Consider the following 23393-nt stretch of genomic DNA (forward strand, 5'->3'; position numbering starts at 1 on the left):
CATGGGCTACGTCCTCCTGGCGTGCAGCAGCAGGATCGACGCGAGCTGCGGCCGGGCGCAGGCCAGCCGGTCCAGCGGGCGCAGCGGGCGCGGCACGCCGTGGAAGGGAGCCCCTTCGAGCCGTACGACCGTGAACCCGGACGCGGCGACGAACTCCTTCAGCGCGCGGGCGGTGTAGAGCCGCAGATGCCCCACGACCTCCTTGCCGGGGCGGCCGTGGATGCCGCGCAGGCTGACCTCGGAGAACACCGGTTGCACACCGGCCAGCAGCAGGCCGCGGTTGTACCAGGCGGCCAGGTTCGGCGTGGACAGCATCAGATGGCCGCCGGGGCGCAGGATCCGCCGGATCTCGTCCAGCGCGGCGTCCGGGTCGACGAGGTGCTCGACGACCTCGCTGAACAGCACGGCGTCGGCCGTCCCGGACGCGAACGGCAGCCCGCCGCCGGTGAGTTCGCCGCGCACCGCGTACGGGATGCGGGTGCGGGCGCGGCGCAGGGCGTCCTGGGACCAGTCGACGCCGATGACGCGGTGGCCGGGCAGGAGCGGGGCGGCGGTGGCGGCGGCGGTGCCGTCCCCGCAGCCGATGTCGATGATCGTCCGCGGGTGAGCGCCCGCCGGGCTGCCCAGGGCCCGGGCCAGCATGCGGGCCTGGCGGAGGCTGCGCGGCGTGCCGGAGGCGACCGGCACGGCGGGGTTCTCGTAGAAGTCCCGCAGGTCGCGGGGCGGAGGTCCGGTGGTGGCCGGTGCGGTCACGGGGTCACCTCCGTGGTGTGCAGGTAGTGCTCGAACAGGTCGCGGAGGTGAGCGCCGTCGCCGTGGCTGAGCAGGGCCTTCGACCAGCGCAGGGCCAGATGGAGGCGGCCGGCCGTGGAGGCGGTGGTGACGGTGAGGCCGCGGGGCATCCGGGCCGGCGCCGAGAACCAGACCGCGTGCGCGCGGCCCGCCTCCTCGCCGAAGTCCAGGGGGTAGGGGATGCGGCCGATGTTGCTGAGCAGGGTCGTCGACGTCCAGGGCGCGGCGGCCCGGCGCAGGGTGCGGGTGAGGGCGGCGCGGGCGGTGACGGGCGCCCAGGGGGCGGTCAGGAGGGCCGCGCCGTGGCCGAGTTGGGGGCGCGGGAGGGCCTTCAGGGCGCGGGTCCGCTCCGCGGTGCGGCGCAGCAGGGCCGGCATGTCGGTGACGTCCAGTTCTCTTGGCGCGTACGGGACTTCCACCAGGCGGGTGCCGTTGCCGATGGGCATCGTGGTGTCGCGGGGGCGGTCGTCCACCGGCATCGTGATGCGCAGGGGGCGGGGGCGGGCGCCGTGCTCCCGGTTCCAGTGGGCGATGGTCAGGGCCGTGGTGACCATGAGCTGGTCGTTGACGGTGTACGGGGAGCCCTTGGGGCGGTGCGGGAGGGGGAGTTCGGTGACGAGCAGCCCGTTGCCGGGGGAGGGGTCGGGGGTGCCGTGCGCCACCCGCGCTGGGGGTGACCAGCCGGCCGGGGTGTCCGGAACCTCCTGCCGCGGCTCGGCGGCGCGGGTCGGGGGCGCCGCCGGGGCGTTGTCCCGGCCCCCGTACAGCTCGGCGGCCGTGGCCAGGACGCGCAGGCAGGCCGGGCCGTCCAGGGCGGTGTGGTTGATGGTGAGCAGGAGGACCGAGTCCACCACCTCGAGCCGGACCGGCGGGGACATCGACAGCGGCGGGGCGTCCGTGAGGGCCCGGGTCCGGGCGTCGTGCAGGGCGCGTGGGCCCGGCGGGGCGAACGTCACCACCTCCACATCGGGCTCCGGCGTCAACTCCCACTCGTACTGCCGCCGGTACCAGGGCCCCCGCGCCTCCCGCATCAGGATCCGCGGATGCCGGTGCAGGGCCTCCAGGAACGCCTTGCGCAGCCGCGCGTGGTCGAGGGGGCCCGGGAGGTGGACCTCGATGTGGACCGTCTCGGGCTCCGCCTCCTGGAGGCAGTGCCGGGACACCTCGTCCACCACCGGGAACGGGATGCGTACCGGTGCCGTCATACGGGCTTGCCCTCCCCGGTCTCCGTCCTCGGCAGCTGCCGCGTCGGCGCCTCCGACGGCCGCGGCCCCTCGCGCAGGCTCACCAGTCCCGCGAACAGACCGATCAGCGCCAGCAGTTGTGCCAGGTGACCGAACGCGCCCTCGCCCGCGCCCACCGGTTCCCCGGCCCCGAACGCCGCGATGATCCCGGCACCGGCCAGGGCGGCGAAGGCGATCGGCACCAGCAGGGCGTGCCGCCGCGCGGCGAGCAGCGCCAGCGCCGGGACCAGCAGCGCGAACCAGCCCGCGATCACCACCCCGACCAGCGTCAGCACCACCGTGCCGAGCCACAGCCCGGGCAGCGGCGGGGCCGGCTGCGCGGCGTCGGGGTTGGGAGCGCGGCGCCGCCACAGCGCCAGGCCCAGCAGGACCGCGATGCCGGCGCCGCTGCCGATCAGGGCGGCGTCGTACGTCGTGGCCGGCTCGTAGGACAGCGTCACGCTGCCTCCCGCCCCGGCCGGGACCCGCCAGCCCTGCTGCCAGCCGTCCAGCCGCACCGGGGTCAGCTCCTTGCCGTCCAGGGTGGCCTTCCAGCCGTCGTTGAAGTTCTCGTACGTCGTGAGGTACGAGGCCGCGCCCGAGCCGACCGTCACCGCGCGCCGGTCGCCCAGCCAGTCCCGGACCCGCAGGTCGCGCCCGGCCGCGGCGGCCTCGGGCACCGTGCCGCGGGTCAGGGTCACGTCCGTCAGCGCGAGCGGACCGGCGTCCCCGCCCTCCAGCCGGTGATCGCCGGAGGAGAGCCGCACCTCGGCGTCGCCCCGTCCGTCTTGACAGAGGGTCACCTTCACGCCCCGACGCTCCACCAGATCCCGTACGGTGCCCTTCGCGCTCGTCTGGTACAGCTCACCGTCCAGCGCCACGTCCGGGCCCTTGCCACACGGGAGGGAGAACTTCCGGGTGCCGTCCGGCTGCGGGGTGCGGTACTGGTCGAGGGAGGGGATGTACGCCTCCGTGAGGCCCACCGGGAGGCGCAGGTCCTCGTCGGCGACCGGGTTGTGCAGGGTCAGCGGGGCCGTTTCGGTGATCGTGATGTCGAGCCGGTCGGTGGTGATCGGCGGGAAGCGCACCCAGCCGTTCTCGTCGACGCCGGCGATGGCCGCGCCGTCCGGGGAGCTGATGTGCACCTCGGAGGCCCGGGCGGACAGGCCGCCCGCGGGGGCCAGGACCAGTTCGCCGACCGGCTGCTTGCCCTCCCAGCGCAGGTGGATCACCGGCCGGTCGCCCGCGACCCACGCCGTCGTCAGGTCGCCGTCGGTGAGGTTGCGTGCCGCGAGGCCCGCGCCGAGGCTCGCCGTGGAGTCGGCGGTGGCGACGATCCGGGCCTGCTGCTCGGGCGCGACCTCGTAGAGCAGCTCGTCGAATTCCGCGCCCGGCACCGGCACCGCGCTCGCCTTCACCTCGTACGTCCCGGCGGCCGGGGTCGTGAAGCGGCGGTGCAGGCCCGCCTCGGTGCCGGTGGCCGAGAGACCCGTCGGGTCGGAGGCGCGGTGCAGGGAGACGACGGTCGCGGCCGACGTGGCGTCCTCGGCGTCCGCCGGGAGCCGCAGCAGCCGTGTCACCCGCACGTCCGGCAGGTCGATCTCGGAGAAGCCCGCGCCGGTCAGACCGGCCCGGCGCTCCACGGAGTCCACGATCGTCAGCTTCATCCAACCCGTCGCGCCCGCGGGCGCCTTGATCCGCTGGGTCATGCCGTTCGGCCGGAGGAAGCTGGTCCGCTCACCCTTCTCGGTCTCCACCCGGACCTTCGTCGCCGCCGCGCGCACGCTCTCCTGCGGCAGCGGCGTGACCTTGAACGAGGACGGCATGTCGTAGGAGCCGGGGAAGCCGATGCGCAGCCACTGCCCGTCCGGTGTGTCCGGCGCGCCCTCCGCCCACGCGGTGTCCGGGTTGCCGTCGAAGGCGTTCACCGGGTCGTACTGCGGGAGGTGGAACAGCCAGTTGCCGTACGAGGACGCCGACACCGAGCGGGCGCCGCGCAGTTCGGCCACCGTCTGGTGGTCCGTGCCCTCGGCGGGCAGGATCTGGCGGGGTTTCCCGCCCGGGTCCTGGAGCGCGTCCGGCGCGTTGCGCTCGTCGCGCGTGTACGTGTACGACGTACCGGCGTTGACCAGCCCGAACCGGGTGTCCGCCCGCCGCAGCCCGTCGCCCACCACCTGTACGGCCGGGGTGCCGAGCCCCGGGTGGTTGTCGCCGGTCAGGACGGTCGCCCGCCCGCGCAGCCGCTCCGCCAGCGGCAGCAGCGCCTCCGGCCCGCCGGACACCACGGCCGTGTCGGCGACCGGGGCGAGCCCGGCCTGCCCGGGCCGGACCACGTCCTCACCCGTGGGCCGGTAGATCTCCACGGCCCGTTGCCGCGGGTACAGCCCCTCCACCTGGAGCGGCGCGTCCTGCGCGATCCGGCCGCCGGTCATCACCGGCCCGAGGCCCGTCACCCGCTCGTACCCCGACTGCTCCAGGGTGCGCTTGACGGTCGTGGTGGGCACGTAGCCGATCTGGTCGGGGTCGAGGTCGTTGCGTACGACGACGTAGTACAGCCCGGCCCGGCTCAAGTAGTCGGCCAGGCCCGGCACGTGGGAGCCGGACAGCAGGGCCTGCTCGACGGCGTCCATCGCACGCCGGTTGCCGGGGGTGCCGAACGGCACGTAGTCGCGCTGCGCCCACCGCGACTCGGCTAGCACGTCGAGCGGCTGGTCGATGGGGGAGCCCCAGGAGTAGACGCCGTGCGCGGTCGCCGGGACGACCAGGGCACGCGAGTCGGGCGAGTACTTCTCCAGCCAGTCGGCCGTGGCCTGCCAGTAGGTGGGGAGCTTCTGGAACGAACCCGGGTTGAGGATCGAGCCGTTGAGATACGGCCACAGCAGCCCCGGCAGGATCAGCACGGCCGCGATCAGCGGGGCGAAGCGCCGGCCGCGCACCTGCCGGGCGCCGCGCGGCTCGGCGGCCACACCCACCAGATGCGCCAGACCCAGTGCGAGCGCCAGCGCCACACCGGTCTGGAACTTGTAGATGTTTCGGAACGGCGACAGCCACCCGTCCAGCCAGCCCTGCACGGTCCCGTGGAACGGCGCCCCGAACGCCCCGCCGTACCCGGCGAGCAGCACCAGCGCGGCCACGAGCACCGTCAGCACCAGCCATCGCCGCTCGGGCATGTCCCGCCGGGCGAGTCCGGCGAGCCCGAGTCCGGCCGCGAGGGCCGAGCAGAGGATCACGACGACGGAGGAGGCCACGGCCCAGCCGGCCGGCAGCCACGCCTCACCGAGGTGCAGATAGGCGACCCAGTTCCCGGCACCGCGCAGCGCCTCGGTCGCCGACATCGTGTCCGTCGTCGTCCGCGCTGTCTCTATATAGGGGAGGAAGTTCTCGCCGTAGACCCCGAGCAGCAGCAGCGGCACCCACCACCAGGCGGTCACCACGATCACGGCCGGGGCCCACCAGGCGATCAGCTTGCGCTGCCGTGGCCCGGGCGGCCGGGACAGCAGATACAGCCCGGCCGGCAGCAGTGAGGCGAGCGTCGCCGACGCGTTCACCCCGCCCATGAACGGCACGAGCAGCGCCGACCGCAGGGCCGCGACCCGGGCGGCGTACCGCCCGTCCGTCAGCGGCAGCAGCACCCACGGCAGGAACGCGCCGGGCAGCGCCGCGGCCGACGTCGACCCGATGACGGTGGTGAACACCGGCCACAGCGCGTACACCACCGCGCCGAGCAGCCGGGACGCCCCACTGCCCACCCGCAGCCGCTCGGCCAGCCGCAACGCCCCCCAGAAGGCGACGGACACGATCAGCGACAGCCACAGCCGCTCCGCCAGCCACACCGGCAGCCGTACGAGATCGCACAGCCAGTAGAACGGCAGCATCGGCCACAGGTAGCCGACGTACTGGTCCTGGATCCCGCCGAACCCGGCCCGGTCGTGCCACAACTGCCCCAGGTCGGCGAGGAACTGACCCGGGTCGACCGTCACACCGAGCTTGGAGTCGAAGGTCTGCCGCCCGGGCTGCACGGCCAGGAACAGCACGAACGCCACGGCCCAGAAGCCGAGCAGCCAGCGCCGCGACCGCGGGCCGTCGGGCGGGCCCGCGGTGGTCGCGGTGCTGGGAACGGCTGCCGGTGGAGGAGCCTGGACCGTGGTTGTCATGTAGGACACCGCCGCAGGATGAGGAGGAGGTTCCAGGTGGCGAACTCGCGGATGCCGGGCGCCTTGACGACGGTCTCCGCGAGGAACGGCCAGTAGCGGGAGCGCGCCGAGACGACCGTGACGTCGTCCCGGGCGCGCACCTGCCGCAGGGTGGAGCCGATGTGCACCGCGAACAGGTTCTCGCCGAGCGTGTGCTTCGCGGCCTTTCCGGTGCGCCGCTGGAAGCGGGCCCGGGCCCGCGCGGCACCGAGGTAGTGCCAGGGGGCCCATTCGTGCCCGCCCCACGGCGACAGCCAGTTGGTGAACGACACGTAGATCAGCCCGCCGGGCCGCGTCACCCGGGCGAGCTCGCTGAGGAACGTCTCCGGATCGGCCACGTGCTCCAGCACGTTGGAGGAGAAGGTGACGTCCGCGACGCCGTCCCGCAGGGGCAGCAGGTACCCGTCGGCGACGACGGCCGCCGCGTGCGGCTCCCCGCCCAGTTCGGACGGGTCGGGCTCGAAGAGGAACGCGTTCGCCCCGCGGCGCCGGAACTCCTCGGTGAAGTACCCGCTGCCGCCGCCGACGTCGAGGACGGTACGCCCGGCGACGGGCCCGTCGTAGGCCTCGACCTGGTCGACCGCGTCGCGGGCGAGCAACGCGTAGCAGGCCTCGGGATCGTCCTGCTCGTGGAGGAAGGCGCGGAACAGGGCGACCGAGCGCCGGATCGACGGATCCCTCCAGGCGGGGCGCACGGACGTGCCGTCCCGTGGGCGGCTGCGCAGGGACGGTGTCACGGGGCCCAGCCCTTCACCGCCTCCGTGGCGACCGCCCTGAACTGCCGGACCGTACGGTCCCACCGGAACAGGGCCGCCCGCTCCCGGGCCGCCTTGCCCATCAGCTCCCGCTGCCGCCCGGACAGGGTGAGCGCGCACCAGGCCGCGGCGAACGAGGACTCACCGCGCGCGAGAACGCCCGTCTCACCGTCCGCCACGGAGTCCTTCAGGCCCGGCACGTCGAAGGCCACACTCGGCGTCTCGCGGGCAGCGGCCTCCGTCACGACCAGGCCCCACCCCTCCACGGCGGAGGGGTGCAGCAACAGCCAGGCGGCGCACAGCAGCCGGTGCTTCTCGGCTTCCGTCACATACCCGGTGAACTCCACACCGGGGCCGGCGAGCCGCTCGAGGCGTTCCCGCTCGGGCCCGTCACCGACGATCACCAGCCGGCCGCCGGTCACCGGCCGCACCCGCTCCCAGAGCCGCAGCAGCAGATCGATCCGCTTGTACTCGACCAGCCGCCCGACGGCGACGAACAGCGGCTCGGCCGAGCGGTCGGCCCGCGGGCCCGGCTCCTCGACCCCGTTGTGCACGACCCGGATCCGGTCCCGATCCACCCCGATCGCGCGCAGCGCGTGGGCGGTCGAGGAGGACACGGCGACGAGCAGGTTCCGCTGCTGCGCCCCGGTCAGAGCCCAGTGCTCGAGTCTTCGGCCGATTCGCGCCGCCGGTGCCAGCGGACCGCCGAAGCGCATCTTCCACAGGTCGGTGTGGACGTGGTTGACCAGGGTCAGCGTGGGCCCCCGATGCCACAGCGGCGCCAGGTACGGCATGCCGTTGCACACCTCGACCAGCAGGTCGCAGTCGCCGACCCGGCGGGTGAAGGCCGACCGTGCGCGCAGGTAGTGCCCGTAGGGGCCGCCCGCCGACACGACCCGGTAGTCGCGAAAGGCCGCGGGCCCCCCGCACAGCAGGGTCACCTGGTGGCCCAGGCGGGTCAGGCCGTCGGCGAGCTTGTCGACCAGCAGCTCGGAGCCGCCGGCGGACGGGTTGTCCAGATCACGATGGGCGAGGAAGACGATCCGGCGCGGATGTGGGGGGAGCGCCGGGGGGTGCTGCGCGCTGGGGGACACGATGCGCAGCGTGGACGGTACGTGCTGGGGCATGGGTGCTCCAACTCGTCTCGGGGTGCGGAACTCAGCGTGGGGAAAACGTGGGGGTGTGTTCGTCACGGAGGGGTCGGCTCGTGGGGAGCCCGAGCCCTTCCTGGGAGGGGAGTGTGGACGGGATGTGCTGGGGTGGGGTTGGACAGTTTTCGCCCGGACGTTCGCCACGGCTACTCACCGACGTGACAATTTCGGGCTTTGTTGGAGCTGACGTCACATCACTTCGTGAGAGTGGGCTGGGGCGTTCCGGACGTATCGGCCGGAACGGGGTTCTCCGGCTCCTTCCGCCCGCGCGCCACGAGGACGCCCCCCACCACCGCGAGTACGAAGCCACCCACCGCCGCCCCGATCGGCAGTGTCGTGCCCACCATCCGCAGCTGCCCGCTGTCCCGCTTCGCCTGCCGCACGGCCTCCTTCTGGGTCGCGGTCGTGAACGAGACCTTCCGGCTGTCCAGCAGCACCGCCGCGTCCTTCGTGCCGCCCGGCGCCCGCAAGGTCCGCCTCGGGCCGGTCTGCGCGTAGATCACCCGGCCCGTCGCCTGGTCCACGACCAGCTCGAAGCCGTGGTTGGAGTACCACTCCTCGGCCAGCACCTGCGGCCGGTTCGGCTGGTCGACGAGGCTGCCGGGGACCATGCGCGTGCCGGTCCTGGTCGGCGGCACGGAGCCGGTGAACTTGTAGCCGGTGTACCCCTGGATCTTCGCGGTGCCGCGGTAGCGCAGCACCACCGTGTCGCCGAGGGTGTTGTCCCACCACCGGTAGGAGCGTTTCTGCACGTCGAAGGGGAACTTCAGATACGCCTCGCCCTCGATGTACGGCTTCTCCCCGCAGCAGTGCACCGGCCGCGTGGTCTCGCGGTCCATCACCCAGCGGTGCGGCACGAAGTCCAGCGCGTCGTGCGGATCGGCGGCCGGCAGCGACTTGTCGGTGTCGACCGTCGTCGTCACGTCCCAGACGGCGTTGCCGCTGCGTTCGCTGTCCTCGACGTTGCCCCGCACCCGCTGGGTCACGGTGATCGTGCGGTCGGGCACCGTCTCGATCCGGTCAGTGTCGAAGACGCTGCCCCGGCCGGTGTAGACGGCGGTGGTGTCGATGTCGATCGGGTTCACCGCGGCTCGCGGCTCCACGTACCAGGCGAGTAGGGGTGCCAGCACCAGCAGGAACGTGCCGAGACCCAGCAGGACCAGGGAAAAGGGAGAGGTTGTACGGCGCATCCGGGCACTCCAGTGGCTTGGGACGGCTCGACGTACGAGGGGGCCGACACGGCGGCGGAATGCGCACGTGCGGTTGGGCCGGGAACCGTAGGCCGCTCTTGACGGGGTGTCAATGCTTGTCGAGACTGGGCGCGACAGGCAGGGACGGGATGCCGGGGTGGGGAAAACCTCCGGATGATCTCCGGACGAATCCGGACAGAGAGGCTGACCCTGCGATGTCCAGACTGCTGGCTGCCGCGCTGACCGTCGCGCTCGGCGCCGCCCTCGCCGTGGGCGCCGCCTTCGGCACGGTCGCGCTGCTCGAAGCCACACCCGACCAACCGAACACCCCCCTGATCACGTACGAGCAAGACGGTCAGGGGAGTTGACGGTGACGGCCGCCCGCGCCGCAGCCGTCACGACCCGCTCGGCCTGGCACGACGTACCGCGCTTCCAGGTGCGCCGGTTCGCCGCGATCGCCATGGCCGAGGCGCCCGCGCTCGCCGAGGAGATCCTCTGCGAGATCCAGCGCGAGTACCCGCATCTGCCCGTCGTCCTCGACGACTCCGGCGAGCCGATGGCCCTGGTCGGCATCCGCCGCGCCATCGAGGTGTTCGTGCAGCACCTGGAGCACTCGGAGGGACGCCCGACCGTCCCGCCCGGCGTCTTCCAGGACTTCGGCCGCGGCGAGGGCCTGAACGGCCGCTCCCTCGACTCCCTCCAGGCCATCTACCGCATGGGCGTACGCCTGGCCTGGCGCCGCTTCGCCGACATCGGCCAGCGCGTGGAGATCCCGCCTCCGGCGATGTACGAACTCGTCGACGCGGGCTACGAGTACCTGGACGGCCTGGTCGACCAGTCCGTACGCGGCTACGCCGAGGCCGCGGCCCGCCAGGCCGGCGAACGCCTGCGCCTGCAACGCCGCCTGATGGAGTTGCTCCTCGCCGAGCACCACCGCGGCGACCCCGCCGAGGCCCTCACCGAACGCGCCGCCCGCATCGGCTGGCCCTTACCGGCGAAAGTCGCGGTCGGCGTGCTGCTGCGCCCCGCCCGGGAGGCGATGGCCCCCGCGGTCGGCCAGGGCGTCCTGCTCGACATGGAGTACGAGCAGCCCCGCATGGTCGTGCCCGAGCCGGATGCGGCGGGCCGCTCCGAGCTCATGCACCGGGCCCTGGCCGGCTGGTCCGGCGCGATCGGCCCGCCGGTACCGCTCACCGACGCGGCGAAATCGCTGCGCTGGGCGGAGGCGGCGGTCCGTCTGATGGAGCGCGGCCTGCTCCCCTCCGGCGAGGTCCTCTACTGCACCGAACACACCGAGGCCCTGGTCCTCCTCCAGCCCGAGGAACTCATCGACGACCTGGCCCTGAGATGCCTGGCCCCCCTGACCCACTGCGGCCCCACCCATGGCCGCCGCCTCGCCGAGACCCTCCTGGCCTGGCTGGAGACCCGCGGCGGCGCCCCCGAGGTCGCCACCCGCCTCGGCGTCCACCCCCAGACGGTCCGCTACCGCCTGCGCCAGATCCGCGAACTGTGGGGCGACGAGATCGACGACCCCGACCGTCGCTTCGAACTGGAACTGGTGCTGCGGGCGCAGCGGTTGCGGGGGGAGCTGGGGGTGGCGCGGGAGCGGCGGGGGCGGTGACCAGCGCCGCCCGGGCGTCACACCGTGGCCCGCTCCTTCCCCGCCGTGCGCCCGGTGGCGGGAGCGTCCAAGTGGGCCATCACCGAGCTGTGGAAGCGGTCCACGGCATCGTCGACGCTCCGGATGAATCCGGACTCCGCGCTGCCGCGGCCGCTTCCCATGCCCTTGAAGAGCGACAGCCGGAAACCGGTGATGCGGGTCGAGCCGTCCTTCGGCAGCAGATCCCCCGGTTCGGGACGCAACCGCTCCAGTGTGCCCCGCGGGCCGCCCGCCTCGCCCTCCACCAGAGTCTCGACGTGCAGGTCCGCCGGCGCTTCGGCCAGACGACGGATCAGGCGCTTGGCCCAGGTCAGCGGATAGCCCTGCTCGGGCGCCGGGATCTCCACGGACGTGCGCAGCTTGGCGGTCCGCAGATCGGCGCTGATGGTGAGCAGCCCCGGCGCCCCCTCGACCCGCAACTCCGCCTGGAGCCTGCCCTCCAGGCACAGCTGGTCCGCCAGGCGGGCGCGTCGGGCGCCGGGGTCGGTGCCGCGCCGGGAACGCTGTGCGGGCAGCACCTTCTGCCCGAGCTCGCCCCCGAGCCGCAGGCACACCTGCCGGATGAGCCGCTCCCAGCTCTCCACGACCTCCAGGGCGCGGGGGTCGCCCTGGCAGAGGGTCTCGTCGTTGATCCCGTTGCGCACGGGCACCCATGCGGCGCCCATGTTCTGGAAGCCGTGGCAACCGGAGTTGTCGTGCTGGAGGTAGTGGAGCAGATCCTGGAGCAACCAGGTGCGCGCCGCGTTGCCGACGCCCTCGTGCCGGATCAGCATCTGGGCCTGGTGGGCCACTTCGGCCCAGGAGAGGTGCCACAGCGCCACCTGGTGTTTGCGGCGCCGGTCGATCTTCACGTCGACCAGCGGGCTGCCCTCCAGCGCCACGTCGTTCGACAGGGTGATCACGGCCTCGTAGCCCCGCCGGGCCGCGATGTCCATGTAGGCCTGCACCTGGTCGGACTTCAGGGGGTTGCCGTTGGTCTTGGTCTCGACGAGGGCCGTCCACAGCTTGCCCGCGCGCTCGACGCGGATCACTCCGTCGGGGCGCCGGGGTGTGTCCCCATGCGGCAGGGAGACCTCGGTGAACGTCTCCATGCGGCCGGACGGCGCGCCGAAGGGAGCGGTGATGCGCCGGCCGAACCGGGGTACGTGGGCCATCACCGACAACAGCACCGACGTGGCCCGTGTCTCCCGGTCCCGGTCGTTCTTGAGCGCCGACACCGGGAAGAGCCGTGCCTGCCTCCACGACTCGTTCTCCGCCAGGCTCTTCACCGGCGCCCTCGGCGGTGTGACCTTCTTCTTCGCGGTGCGGGGCCGAGTGGCCCGCTTCTTCGGCGCGGCTCCCTCCTCGGCCGGGCGCGGTGCGGGGACCGCCTCCAGCGTCGCCTGCGGCGGAGTGCCGGGGATGCTCACGGCGCGCTCCCGTGCCGCCTCCGTCCCGGACTCCTCCTCCTCGTCGTCCTCGATGTCGACGCCGAAGTCCGTCGCCAGCCCCGCCAGCCCGCTCTCGTACCCCTGACCGACGGCCCGGAACTTCCACTCCTCGCCCCGCCGGTACAGCTCACCGAAGATGATCGCGCTCACCTGGCCGGCGTCCTCGATGACGAACCGCAGGAGGCTTTCGCCCACGGCGTCGGCCAGCGTCACCTTCAGGTCGTCGAGTTCGCAGAAGCGCGCTCCCTCGTAGCGGCTCGCGGCCACGACGATCCGCTCCACCTCGGCCGGGATCGCGGTCAGGTCGAAGCTGATCCGGTCCTCGCTGCCGTCCCCGGTCGGCTCCTTGCCGAGCAGTTGCACGCTGCCGTCGGCGGCCACCGGGTTGTTGTAGAAGTAGAAGTCGGCATCGCTGCGCACCTTGCCGTTCCCGTCCAGCAGCAGGACGGACACGTCGGCGTCGCCCTCCCCGGACGGGCTGGACCAGCCCAGACCGACGATCGCGGAACCGACGTTCTCGCTCAGGGCCGTCAAAGACACGTTCGAGCCCATGGTCATGTCACGCACAGGAATCCCCCCACCTCTGCGACACCTGTGACGTGCCGCACACCGGGCACTTTAATGTGCACACCACGTGAAGGTGGGGCGCTCGCGGGTTTCCGCTCCTTGGGCCGCTGCCCATTGCCCGGGCATTCCTCTATGGCTAGCCTGTGTTCGTCATGCCGATCGCCTGTTGAAATCTCGAACACAGGCGCCTGAGACATTTAGGGAGGGTGCCGGTCGTGGGACGCCTCGTACCAGCTGTGACCCGGGCTCTCGACATTCTCGAGCTCTTTCTCGACGGGGACGGGACGCTCTCCGCCCCCGACATCGTGCGCCGGCTCCAGTTGCCACGCACCACCGTGCACGAGCTGGTGACCACGCTCGCCGCCCGGAAGTACATCGTTCCGATGCCCGGTCAGCCCGGACGCTACCGGCTCGGCGTGCGCCCCTACCAGCTCGGTGCCCGCTACTCCGAGCAGCTCGACCTCGCGGCCGAGGGCCAGCAGGTCGCCCGGACCGTCGCCGAGACCTGCGACGAGACCGTGCACGTGGCGATCCTCGAGGACACGGACGTCATCTACATCGCCAAGGTCGACTCCACGCACGCCGTGCGGATGGTGTCGGCGGCCGGCCGCAGGCTGCCCGCGCACTGCACGTCCGTCGGCAAGATGCTGCTGGCCTCCCTTCCCGAGCCGGAGCTCGCCGCGCGCATCCCCGACGGCGCCGAGCTGGTCGCCATGACCCCCAACAGCATCACCGACCCGGGCGTCCTGCGCGAGGCCCTGGCCGAGATCCGTGAGCGGGGCCTCGCCGTGGAGAACCGCGAGTCCAACCCGGACGTGTCCTGCGTGGCCGCGCCGGTCCGCGACCGCACCGGGCAGGTCGTCGCCGCCCTGTCGATCTCCGTGCCCATGATCCGCTGGAGCGAGGAGCGCCGGGCCGAGCTGGAGCAGCTCGCCGCCAAGGGCGCCGCCGAACTGTCCGAGCACCTCGGGCACCGGGGCCTCGTATGACGACGCCGTACGAGGTGGCGGTGCGTGCCGAGGCCGAGCTCGGCGAGGGACCCACCTGGGACGCGGTGACCGGCCGGCTCCTCTGGATCGACATCCTCGGCCGCCGCCTGCACACGTACGACCCGGCCACCGGACGCCGCACGGTGCGCCGCACGGAACAGCACATCGGCGCCGTCAAGCCGCGCGCCGGCGGCGGGCTGGTGCTGAACCTGCGCGACGGGATCGGCCTCCTCGACCCCGACGGCGGCTTCCGCTGGCTCCACCACGAGCCGGTCCCCGGCCGCCGCGCCAACGACGCCGCCGTCGCGCCCGACGGCGCGCTCTGGGCGGGCACGATGCGCTACGACGAGGCGCCCGGGGGCGGCACGCTGTCCCGCGTCACCGGGGACGGCTCGGTCGACGTCGTGCTCGACGACGTGGCCGTCAGCAACGGCACGGGGTGGAGTCCCGACGGGCGCCTCATGTACCACATCGACTCCCCGACCCGGCGGGTCACCGTCTTCGACCACGCGGACGGGCGGATCACCGGGCGGCGGACCCTCGCCGAGATCGAGGAGGGCGATGGCTTCCCGGACGGGCTGACCGTGGATGCCGAGGGGTGCGTGTGGGTCGCCCTGTGGAAGGGGGCGGCGGTGCGGCGGTACACCCCGGACGGCGAGCTGGACCGGGTGATCGAGCTGCCGGTGTCACTGGTCACGGCCTGCGCGTTCGGCGGGGCCGACCTGAGCGATCTGTACATCACCACGGCCCGGGTGGGGCTGACCGAGCCGCCCGCGCTCGCGGGCTCCCTGTTCGTGGTGCCGGGGGCGGGGAAGGGACTGGCGCACCCGCCGTTCGCGGGCTGACGTGAAGCGGGGGGCCGTCCTCGGAACGGCGCGGGCGGCCGGTCCCCGAGGTGGCCCTTGCCCCCCCGCGTACGCCGCCGGAGCGCGGACCCCGGACCGGGATACCTCCCGGCCCCGGCCCCAACCCCCGCCCTCAGCCTCCCGTCCGGTCCAGCCGCCGCAGGACCGTCCGCTCCTCCTCCGTCAGCGGCGCCCCCACCGTCGCCGGCAACGGCGGCCCGCTCAGCGTCGCCAGGACGGTCGAGGGCCGCAGAAGCCGCGTCGGCCCCGTCGTCATGCTCATCACGTCCCAGAGCGCCGACGCCGCCGGGTACGAGCCGGTCGCCGTGCGGATCACGCGGCGGGTGTAGGCGGTGACCAGACGGTCGGCGACCCCGGGCGAGCCCCCGCGCGTCCCGGGGTACCAGACGTCCTGGCTCACCGCCATCGTCCACGCGGCCTCCACCGGCCTGGCCGCCCGCCGCTGCACACGCCGGGCGAGCCCGGGCTCGCCGAGACCGGACCGCCGCAGCTCGCGGTCCAGCTCCCGGGCGCCGAGCGCGGCCACCGACATGCCTTGTCCGTAGGCGGGGTTGAACGTGGCCAGCGCGTCACCGAGGACCACCAGGCGCTCGGGCCAGGAACGGACCTTCTCCAGGTACCGGCGGTGATTGCTGGTGCTGCGGCTGACATGGACGTCGGTGAGCGGCTCCGCTCCGGAGATCAGCCGGCCCACGACGGGGTCGGGCAGGTCCAGGGTGTACCGGAGGAACGCGTCCGGGTCGGACGGCGGTTCGCCCCCGCCGCGCGTGCCGGCGAGGCTGACCATCCAGCGGTCCCCCTCGATCGGCAGCACCATGCCGCTGCGGCCGGGCCGTCCCTGGTACGGATCGGCCTGCACCATGGTCAGGGGGAAACGCCCGGCCCCCTCGGGGGTGCGGTAGAGACGGGTGGCGTTCACCAGACCGGCGTCCACCGTCTTCTCGCGCACGTCGTCGACGCCCAGCCGCTCCAGCCAGTGCACGATCCGGGAGCCACGTCCGCTCGCGTCCACCACGAAGTCGGCGGCGAGGTCCTCCTGCCCGGCGGCGGTCGACAGGCGCACCCCGGTCACACGCTGCCGCGACCCGGTCAGCTCCAGCACCCGCGCCGTGCGGATCACCACCCCGGTGTTGTCCAGCACGGCGCCCCGCACCGCCCAGTCGAGCAGGGCCCGGGTGCAGGTCAGCATGCTCGGGCCGGGGTGACGCCAGCGCCGGAGCCAGCCCTCGGGCGTGAGGGCGACCATGCCCGAGCCGAGCGGTATCTCGTGCGCACCGGCGGCGAGCAGGTGCTTGCGCATGCTCACGCCCGGCACCAGGTCCTCCATGGAGGCCAGCCCGCCGGCCATGAGGAGATGCGCGTGACGTCCCTGGGGCAGGCCCTTGCGGTGCTCCGGCCCCTCGGGCAGGTCGTCGCGGTCGAGCACGACCACCTCGTCCGCGACGGCGGACAGGGCCGCCGCGGCCAGCATGCCGGCCAGACCCGCACCGATGACGACTGCTCTACGCGACATGCGACTCCTCGCACTCAGCCATGAAGGCTCCTCCGCCCTGCGGGCATTCCCCGACGTCCGGCCACAGCCGCGCGCAGCGCACAACACCGCCCGCCGGCAACGGTTTCGAGCCAAGCGGGCCCCGTTCCGGACGGCTCTCACCGTACCTTCACGTACCGTGCCCGCGGCCCCCCGTGCACGTCTCGTCCGTGACTGCCGCCGGGGGCGACCTCGGGGGCGTGGTCAGGCGGTGAGCGACCTGCCGTCCGTGTGGTCACACCCCAGGGCGCGGATCGCCCGGAGGTCCTCCGTGCGGCGCAGGGCCCGGGACACGGTGCCGATCTCACGCAGCAGGTCCGTGGTGTCACGGGCACCGGTTCCGTCGTCCTCCCGTGTCCGGTTCCTGGCGTCGGCCGCGTCCAGGATCGCCGCGGTGGCGGCGAGTGCCTTCGCCAGGTCGGGCGGGTGGCCGAGGGCGAGGGCGGCCTCGTGGAACCTTTCGCGCCGGTCCTCGTCGATGTGCCGGGCGAGCGGCAGCAGCACGTCGCGGATGAACGTCTCCCGGCGGACCAGCCGCAGCTCCGGTGTCGCGCGCAGCAGGAAAGGGACTCCCGTGCCGTTGACCGTCTTCATCAGCAGGTAGAGCGGCCGCAGTTCGTGGAGGGCGAGCCGGACGTGCCAGCGGCCGTGCAGGTACTGCCCGGCGTGCGGGAGGATGAAGCCGACGGCGATGAGCACGGCGGACAGGCAGGCGAGCGGCGGCGCGACGGCCGTGCTCAGCCAGTCCAGGTTCCGCCCGGACCAACGGGCCGCCACGGCACTGATCTTGGCGGCGTCGAAGAGCAACTGCGCCGCGTAGCCCACGCCGAGGAACTTCAGCCCCCAGCGCAGCAGCGAGTCGAGCCCGTCCGTGCGGACCCAGTTCCAGATCAGCCCGTTGGTGACCAGCGCGGCCACGGTGTGCGCGAGCAGGTAGAGCACGATCACTTCGCGCATGTACGGGGTGTTGGCGTAGTAGGTGTCGAGATCCCGCAGCCGCTCCTCCGGTACGTCCGCGAGAGCGAACAGCACCCACATCGCGACGATCACGCTCGAGTAGACCGCCACGACCCCCCGCATCGCGCGCCGGGTGCGGTCCGAGCGGTCGGACAGGCCGTTGCGCCAGGAGATGATCAGCAGCAGGCAGAAGGCGCAGAACGCGGTGAGCAGCGAGTAGACCCAGGGGCCGGAGAAGTTCGCCACCCCGGTGAGCCGGTTGACCCGGGCGATCGTCGACGGCGCCACGAAGACGAACACCGCGCAGGCGAGCAGCAGCAGCCCGCCGACCGCGCGCAGCATCGGGTCCTTCCAGAGCCGGATGATGCTCGGCAGTTTGATGGCCAGGGCGGCGGCGAGGACCCCCGCGGGGATCCACCAGAAGTTCGGATAGAACTGGTTGACGAACTCGGCCGGGGTCAGCGCCACCGTCGTCACGGCGCCGCACCTCCTCGCGGTCCCCGGTAGCCCAGCGACCGCTGCAGGGGTTCGAGGGGGACGTCCGGACCGCGTCCGCCCGGCAGCAGCGCCCGGCAGCGCGCCGCCAGCTGATGTCCGAAGGCATCGGCCTCGGACTCGTCCCGTTCCCGGGAGCCGTCGCGGGCGGCCACGGCCAGCGCGACGTCCTTCCACCCCGGCCGGTCGGCGAACGCGTCGGCCGCCGCCGCACCCGCCCCCTGGTGATGCCGGTGCCCCGCGTGCAGATGCCACAGCTCGTGCCCGAGTATGACCAGTTGCTGCACGGCCTCGGCCCGTTCCTCGACGATGACGAGGTCGAAGTCCTGGAACTCCACCCACAGGCCGGTCACTTCGATCTCGTCCGGGAAGCGTTCGAAGCGCAGCTCGACGGGCCGCCCGCCGCGCCGGGTGCTCATCTCCTCGCACAGCGCCCGGCACAACGACCGTACGTCGGTGGGGCACCGGGGTCTCGCCCCGACCGCGGTGGCGAGCTCGGCGGCCAGGCCGCGCATGGCCGAGCCCCTGCGCGGGCGCCTGAACGCGGCGGTGACTCGGGCGGCCCTGGTCCGCGCGCCCGCGATGTCCATCGCTCCCCCTTCTCACCGCCGGCCCGTCGACCGACGACGGGGCCCTGCCGGCGCGTCCGAGACTACGCGCCCGAAAGTGTGCGCGTCATGCGATCCGACGTCCGATGTTCAACGGAGAACGACCGTTCCCGCCCGGAACGTCCTGTCCGGAATCCGGCCGGACCATTGACGCGCAAGCGCTTCGAATTTACGGTCCCGTTCGAAGTAACGAGCGGCATCCGAAATACCGAACGGTCTCTGATCATCGATGGTAAGGGCAGGGCATGGGACGACCTGACCTGAATCGCAGGCAGCTTCTCGGCGGGCTCGGCGGCCTCTTCGTCGCGAGCAGCTTCGGCTTCGCCGCGCTCGGCACCGGAGCCGACGCACTCGCCGCCGACGCCGACACCCGGGTGCGCTACTGGAACCTCTTCAGCGGCGGCGACGGCTCCAACATGATCGCGATGCTGGACGCCTTCCGCGCGGCCAACCCGGACATCGCCGTCAAGGACTCCACGCTCCAGTGGGGCAGCCCCTTCTACACCAAACTCGCCATGGCGGCGGCGGGCAACCGCGCCCCCGACCTCGGCGTCATGCACCTCGGCCGCGTCACCGGCTTCGCACCCGGCCGCCTCCTCGACCCCTGGGACACCGGCCTGCTCGCCAAGTACGGCGTCCGGGAGCAGGACTACAACCCCACCCTGTGGAAGCGCGGCGTCATCGACGGCGAGCTCTACGCCCTCCCGCTCGACATCCACGTCCAGCTCTGTTTCTACCGCAAGGACGTGCTGAAGAAGGCGGGACTGCTCGGCGCCGACGGCCGGATCGTGCCGGTCACCTCCCCCGACGAGTGGTTCGACGTGCTGAAGGAGGCGAAGCGCGCCACGAGGAAGGGGCTCCAGACCATCGGCATGTGGAACGCCGACCAGAACTTCCAGTGGTGGTTCTTCGTCGCCTTCTACACCCAGCTCGGCGGCACCTGGTTCAACGCCGCCGGCACCGAGGTCACCTTCGACACCGACAAGGCCGTCGAGGTTCTTCGGTTCCTGCGCCGGCACGTCACCGACGGGTACTCCGACCCGGGCTTCGGAGGCCTCGCGAGCGCCGAACAGTTCATCAACGGCTCCCCCTTCGTCTGGGAGGGCAACTGGTCGGTCCCGGTCTACTCCGGAGCGAAGCTCGACTACGGAGCGACCCCGCTGCCGCCCGTCTTCGGTCGGCCGGCCACCCACGCCGAGTCGCACTCCTTCGTCCTGCCGCACCAGTCCGACCGCGGCGGCGCCGCCAACGAGGCCGCCCACCGGCTCGCCGCCTACGTCGTCCAGCACGCCCGGCAGTGGGCGGCCGGCGGCCACATCCCCGCCTACACCCCCACCCTGTCCACGGCGGCGTACAAGAAGCTGGACCCGCAGAGCGAGTACGTCTCCGCCATGGACCACCAGGCCACCGAGCCGAAGGTGTGGTTCGCGGGTTCCACCGGCATCCTCGCCCAGCGCGTCGGCCCCGTCGTCGTCTCCTCGACGATGGGCTCCGCCGAGCCGGAAACCGCGGCCGGCCGTATGAAGAAGGCCCTCACCCAGCTCCTTGCCACGAAGAACCCCATGGACGGGAAGATCGCCGCGCAAGGAGGTGCCGCCTGATGGCGACCAGCGCCCACACCATCGCCGCACCCGCACGCGCGACGACCGCCGCCGGCAGCGCCACCCTCCGCAGCAAACAGGGCTTCCAGCACGGCGGCTGGTTCGTCGCCCCGTTCCTGCTGCTCTTCGCCCTCTTCGTGATCTGGCCGCTGCTGCGCGGCGTCTACCTCAGCTTCACCGACGCCAACATCACCGGCGAGGGCGCGAGCTTCGTCGGCCTCGACAACTACCGCGAGGCCCTGGACGACCCCCTGGTGTGGGACTCCCTCGGCCACAGCGCGTACTTCACGCTGCTGGTCGTCCCCTGCATCACCGTCCTCGCCTTCCTCCTCGCGATGCTCGCCCACCACATCGAACGCGGCAAGTGGCTGTGGCGGCTCTGCTTCTTCGCCCCGTTCCTGCTGCCGTCCACCGTCGCCGCCAACCTGTGGCAGTGGCTGTTCAACCCCGGCACCGGCATGATCGACCACGTCTTCGGCCTCGACACGCCCTGGCTGACCGACAAGTCCTACGCGATGCTCGCCATCGTCGTCACCACCCTGTGGTGGACCGTCGGCTTCAGCTTCCTGCTCTACCTCGCCGCCCTCCAGGGCATCCCGGACCACCTCTACGAGGCCGCCAGACTCGACGGCGCGAACGCCTGGTACCGCATGGTCCACATCACGCTGCCGATGCTGCGCAACATCACCGGCCTGGTGATCGCCCTCCAGGTCCTCGCCTCGCTCCAGGTCTTCGACCAGGCCGTCGTGATGATGGACTTCCTCCCCGGGCCCGAGGGCTCGACCCGCACCTTCGTGCAGTACACCCTCGAAGAGGGCTTCACCAGCTACCGCGTGGGCTACGCCTCCGCGATCTCCGTCATCTTCTTCGTGATCATCGCGGCCGTCGCCCTCGCGCGGATGTGGCTGCTGCGCAACCGTGAGGAGAGCGCCCGATGACCACCAAGGCGTGGACACCCAGCCAGATCCTGCTCACCCTCCTCGGCACGGCCGTGTCGGTCGTCTTCCTCGCCCCCTTCGCCTGGGGCCTGTTCACCTCGCTCAAGTCCGAGACCGAGGCGGTGGAGGTCCCGGCGCACTGGCTCCCGAAGGACTGGACGGGCCAGGCCTGGCAGGCCCTGTTCGAGTCCGGCAACATCACCAACTGGTTCGTGAACTCCCTGGTCGTCTCGGTCTGCGTGACCTCCGTCGTCCTGCTGGTGAGCGCCCTGGGCGGCTACGGCTTCGCCCGCACCGAGTTCCGCGGCAAGAACGTCCTGATGGGCCTGGTCATGGCGGGCCTGATGATCTCGCCGGCCGTCCTCGGCGTGCCGCTGTTCACCACGGTCCAGCAGATGGGGATGGTCGACACCTACTGGGGCATGATCCTGCCGCAGTGCGCGCCCGCCGCGATGGTCTACATCCTCTACAAGTTCTTCCAGGGCATCCCGCGGGAACTGGAGGAGGCCGCGTTCATCGACGGCGCGGGCCGCTGGCGGGTCTTCTTCACCATCGTCCTGCCGTTGTCCCGTCCCTCCCTCGCCGCGGTCGGTATCTTCACCTTCATCGCCTCGTGGAACAACTTCCTCTGGCCGTACATGGTGACCAACAACCCCGACCTGATGACCATGCCGAACGGCATCGCGACCGTCATGAACTCCTACGGCATCCAATGGGCCCAGCTCATGGCCGGCGGTCTGATGGCGGGCCTGCCACTGATCATCGTGTTCGTGTTCTTCCAGAGGCAGATCGTGGCGGGCGTAGCCCATACGGGCTTGGCAGGGCAGTAACGCCCTTCCTCCAGGGGCGCGGAGAACCGCGCGACAAGCCACGAATCACCCGCACCCGCCCACGAGAGAGAACCACCCACCCCGAAAGGCGAACATGCACAAGGCCCGCTTCACCCTCGACCCCGCGTTCACAGTCGGCGAAGTGAACCCCCGCCTCTTCGGCAGCTTCGTGGAACACCTCGGCCGCTGCGTCTACACCGGCATCTTCGAACCCGGCCACCCCACAGCGGACGCGGCAGGCCTCCGCCAGGACGTCCTGGACCTCGTCCGCGAACTCGGCGTCACCGCCATCCGCTACCCCGGCGGCAACTTCGTCTCGGGCTACAAGTGGGAGGACTCGGTGGGCCCGGTCGAGGACCGCCCCCGCCGCCTCGACCTCGCCTGGCGCTCCACCGAGACCAACCGCTTCGGCCTCTCCGAGTACATCGCCTTCCTGAAGAAGGTCGGCCCCCAGGCCGAGCCCATGATGGCCCTCAACCTCGGCACCCGGGGTGTCGCCGAGGCCCTCGAACTCCAGGAGTACGCCAACCACCCCGCCGGCACGGCCCTGTCCGACCTCCGTGCCGCGCACGGCGACAAGGACCCCTTCGGCATCAACCTCTGGTGCCTGGGCAACGAGATGGACGGCCCCTGGCAGACCGGCCACAAGACCGCCCAGGAGTACGGCCGGGTGGCCGCCGAGACGGCCCGGGCCATGCGCCAGATCGATCCGGGCGTCGAACTCGTCGCCTGTGGCTCCTCCAGCCAGTCCATGCCGACCTTCGCCGCGTGGGAGGCGACGGTCCTGGAGGAGACGTACGACCTCGTCGACCACATCTCCCTGCACGCCTACTACCAGCCCGAGGACGGTGACCTCGACTCCTTCCTGGCCTCCGCCGTCGGCATGGAGTCCTTCATCGAGAACGTGGTCGCCACCGCCGACCACATCGGCGCGAAGCTGAAGTCCAAGAAGAAGATCAACCTCTCCTTCGACGAGTGGAACGTCTGGTACATCTCGGAGTGGCACGAGATCGAGAACTCCGGCGCGCGGGACTGGGCCGAGGCCCCGCGCCTCCTGGAGGACAACTACAGCGTGATGGACGCGGTCGTCTTCGGCTCGCTCCTCATCGCCCTGCTCCGGCACGCCGACCGTGTCACGGTCGCCTGCCTCGCACAGCTCGTCAACGTCATCGCGCCGATCATGACCGAGCCCGGCGGCCCGGCCTGGCGCCAGACCACGTTCTTCCCGTTCGCGCAGGCGAGCAGGTACGGCCGCGGCCGGGTCCTCGACGTCCGCGTGGACTCCCCGACGTACGAGACCAAGAAGTACGGCGAGACCGACCTGCTGCACGCCACCGCCGTGCGCGCCGAGGACGGCACCGTCACCGTCTTCGCCGTCAACCGCAGCCGCACCGACGCCCTGCCGCTCGACATCGCCCTCAACGGTCTCGACCTGACGCGGGTCGTCGAGCACAGCGCCCTCGCGGACGCCGACCCCGACGCCCGCAACACCCTCGACGACCCCGAGCGGGTCGCCCCGCACGCGGTCGACGGCACGGCCCTCCGGGACGGCACGCTCAGCGCCGTCCTGGAGCCGCTGTCCTGGAACGTGATCCGGCTGGCCTGACGGCTCCGGAC

18 protein-coding genes are annotated in these 23393 nt (G+C 72.3%); 8 read left to right on the top strand and 10 right to left on the bottom strand.

What is annotated here, in order from left to right; all coding sequences use genetic code 11:
• Positions 1-6 precede the first annotated feature (6 nt).
• The 6 genes from BJ965_RS26615 to BJ965_RS26640 form a co-directional block, all read right to left on the bottom strand.
• Complete coding sequence (locus BJ965_RS26615; protein WP_184911628.1) at positions 7-753, bottom strand: class I SAM-dependent methyltransferase; 747 nt, start codon at positions 751-753, stop codon at positions 7-9.
• Positions 750-1997, bottom strand: a complete 1248-nt coding sequence (locus BJ965_RS26620) for a condensation protein (RefSeq protein ID WP_184911631.1) — start codon at positions 1995-1997, stop codon at positions 750-752. The genes BJ965_RS26615 and BJ965_RS26620 overlap by 4 nt, the downstream gene beginning before the upstream one ends.
• On the bottom strand, positions 1994-6169 hold the full coding sequence (locus BJ965_RS26625; protein ID WP_184917580.1) for an alpha-(1->3)-arabinofuranosyltransferase: 4176 nt from the start codon (positions 6167-6169) through the stop codon (positions 1994-1996). Before BJ965_RS26625 ends, BJ965_RS26620 begins: the two co-directional genes overlap by 4 nt.
• The gene (locus tag BJ965_RS26630) at positions 6166-6945 is read right to left on the bottom strand and encodes a class I SAM-dependent methyltransferase (RefSeq protein WP_313667078.1); all 780 of its coding nucleotides are present in this window, start codon (positions 6943-6945) and stop codon (positions 6166-6168) included. The genes BJ965_RS26625 and BJ965_RS26630 overlap by 4 nt, the downstream gene beginning before the upstream one ends.
• Positions 6942-8090: a glycosyltransferase family 4 protein gene (locus BJ965_RS26635; protein WP_184911633.1), complete on the bottom strand. Its 1149-nt coding sequence runs from the start codon at positions 8088-8090 to the stop codon at positions 6942-6944. The genes BJ965_RS26630 and BJ965_RS26635 overlap by 4 nt, the downstream gene beginning before the upstream one ends.
• A 218-nt stretch (positions 8091-8308) precedes the next feature.
• Positions 8309-9304, bottom strand: coding sequence for a DUF3068 domain-containing protein (locus BJ965_RS26640; RefSeq protein ID WP_184911636.1), 996 nt, complete (start codon positions 9302-9304; stop codon positions 8309-8311).
• Positions 9305-9519: 215 nt separating this feature from the next.
• On the opposite strand from BJ965_RS26640, the gene BJ965_RS26645 reads away from it, so the two are divergent.
• Together BJ965_RS26645 and BJ965_RS26650 are read left to right on the top strand one after the other, a co-directional pair.
• Positions 9520-9672, top strand: a complete 153-nt coding sequence (locus BJ965_RS26645; protein ID WP_184911639.1) for a hypothetical protein — start codon at positions 9520-9522, stop codon at positions 9670-9672.
• Positions 9673-9674: 2 nt separating this feature from the next.
• Entirely contained in the window at positions 9675-10925 is a 1251-nt protein-coding gene (locus tag BJ965_RS26650) for a helix-turn-helix domain-containing protein (RefSeq protein ID WP_184911641.1), read from the top strand.
• Positions 10926-10942: 17 nt separating this feature from the next.
• Here BJ965_RS26650 and BJ965_RS26655 read toward each other — a convergent pair whose 3' ends face one another.
• Positions 10943-12952: a TerD family protein gene (locus BJ965_RS26655; protein ID WP_184917583.1), complete on the bottom strand. Its 2010-nt coding sequence runs from the start codon at positions 12950-12952 to the stop codon at positions 10943-10945.
• Positions 12953-13176: 224 nt separating this feature from the next.
• On the opposite strand from BJ965_RS26655, the gene BJ965_RS26660 reads away from it, so the two are divergent.
• Both BJ965_RS26660 and BJ965_RS26665 read left to right on the top strand, forming a co-directional pair.
• Positions 13177-13950 (top strand): IclR family transcriptional regulator, encoded by a 774-nt coding sequence (locus BJ965_RS26660; protein ID WP_030836774.1) that lies wholly within the window; start codon positions 13177-13179, stop codon positions 13948-13950.
• On the top strand, positions 13947-14795 hold the full coding sequence (locus tag BJ965_RS26665) for an SMP-30/gluconolactonase/LRE family protein (RefSeq protein WP_184911644.1): 849 nt from the start codon (positions 13947-13949) through the stop codon (positions 14793-14795). Before BJ965_RS26660 ends, BJ965_RS26665 begins: the two co-directional genes overlap by 4 nt.
• A 133-nt stretch (positions 14796-14928) precedes the next feature.
• On the opposite strand, the gene BJ965_RS26670 is transcribed toward BJ965_RS26665, so the two are convergent.
• From BJ965_RS26670 to BJ965_RS26680, 3 genes are all read right to left on the bottom strand, one after another.
• Positions 14929-16329 (bottom strand): FAD-dependent monooxygenase, encoded by a 1401-nt coding sequence (locus BJ965_RS26670; RefSeq protein WP_184911647.1) that lies wholly within the window; start codon positions 16327-16329, stop codon positions 14929-14931.
• A gap of 222 nt (positions 16330-16551) precedes the next feature.
• A complete protein-coding gene (locus BJ965_RS26675) occupies positions 16552-17781 on the bottom strand; it encodes a DUF6545 domain-containing protein (protein WP_184911649.1) in 1230 nt (409 codons plus the stop codon).
• Positions 17778-18389 carry a toxin-antitoxin system, toxin component family protein gene (locus tag BJ965_RS26680; RefSeq protein ID WP_184911653.1) on the bottom strand — a complete coding sequence of 204 codons (612 nt, stop codon included), beginning with the start codon at positions 18387-18389 and terminating at the stop codon, positions 17778-17780. The genes BJ965_RS26675 and BJ965_RS26680 overlap by 4 nt, the downstream gene beginning before the upstream one ends.
• Before the next feature lie 263 nt (positions 18390-18652).
• Between BJ965_RS26680 and BJ965_RS26685 the strand changes: the two genes are divergently transcribed.
• From BJ965_RS26685 to arfA, 4 genes are all read left to right on the top strand, one after another.
• Complete coding sequence (locus BJ965_RS26685; RefSeq protein WP_184911662.1) at positions 18653-20008, top strand: extracellular solute-binding protein; 1356 nt, start codon at positions 18653-18655, stop codon at positions 20006-20008.
• On the top strand, positions 20008-20946 hold the full coding sequence (locus tag BJ965_RS26690) for a carbohydrate ABC transporter permease (protein ID WP_184911666.1): 939 nt from the start codon (positions 20008-20010) through the stop codon (positions 20944-20946). The genes BJ965_RS26685 and BJ965_RS26690 overlap by 1 nt, the downstream gene beginning before the upstream one ends.
• Positions 20943-21776 carry a carbohydrate ABC transporter permease gene (locus tag BJ965_RS26695; protein WP_184911668.1) on the top strand — a complete coding sequence of 278 codons (834 nt, stop codon included), beginning with the start codon at positions 20943-20945 and terminating at the stop codon, positions 21774-21776. Before BJ965_RS26690 ends, BJ965_RS26695 begins: the two co-directional genes overlap by 4 nt.
• A gap of 94 nt (positions 21777-21870) precedes the next feature.
• Positions 21871-23382, top strand: a complete 1512-nt coding sequence (arfA, locus tag BJ965_RS26700) for an arabinosylfuranosidase ArfA (RefSeq protein WP_184911671.1) — start codon at positions 21871-21873, stop codon at positions 23380-23382.
• The last annotated feature ends 11 nt before the right edge of the window (positions 23383-23393 follow it).

Source organism: Streptomyces luteogriseus, from assembly GCF_014205055.1.
Classification (GTDB): Bacteria; Actinomycetota; Actinomycetes; order Streptomycetales; family Streptomycetaceae; genus Streptomyces; species Streptomyces luteogriseus.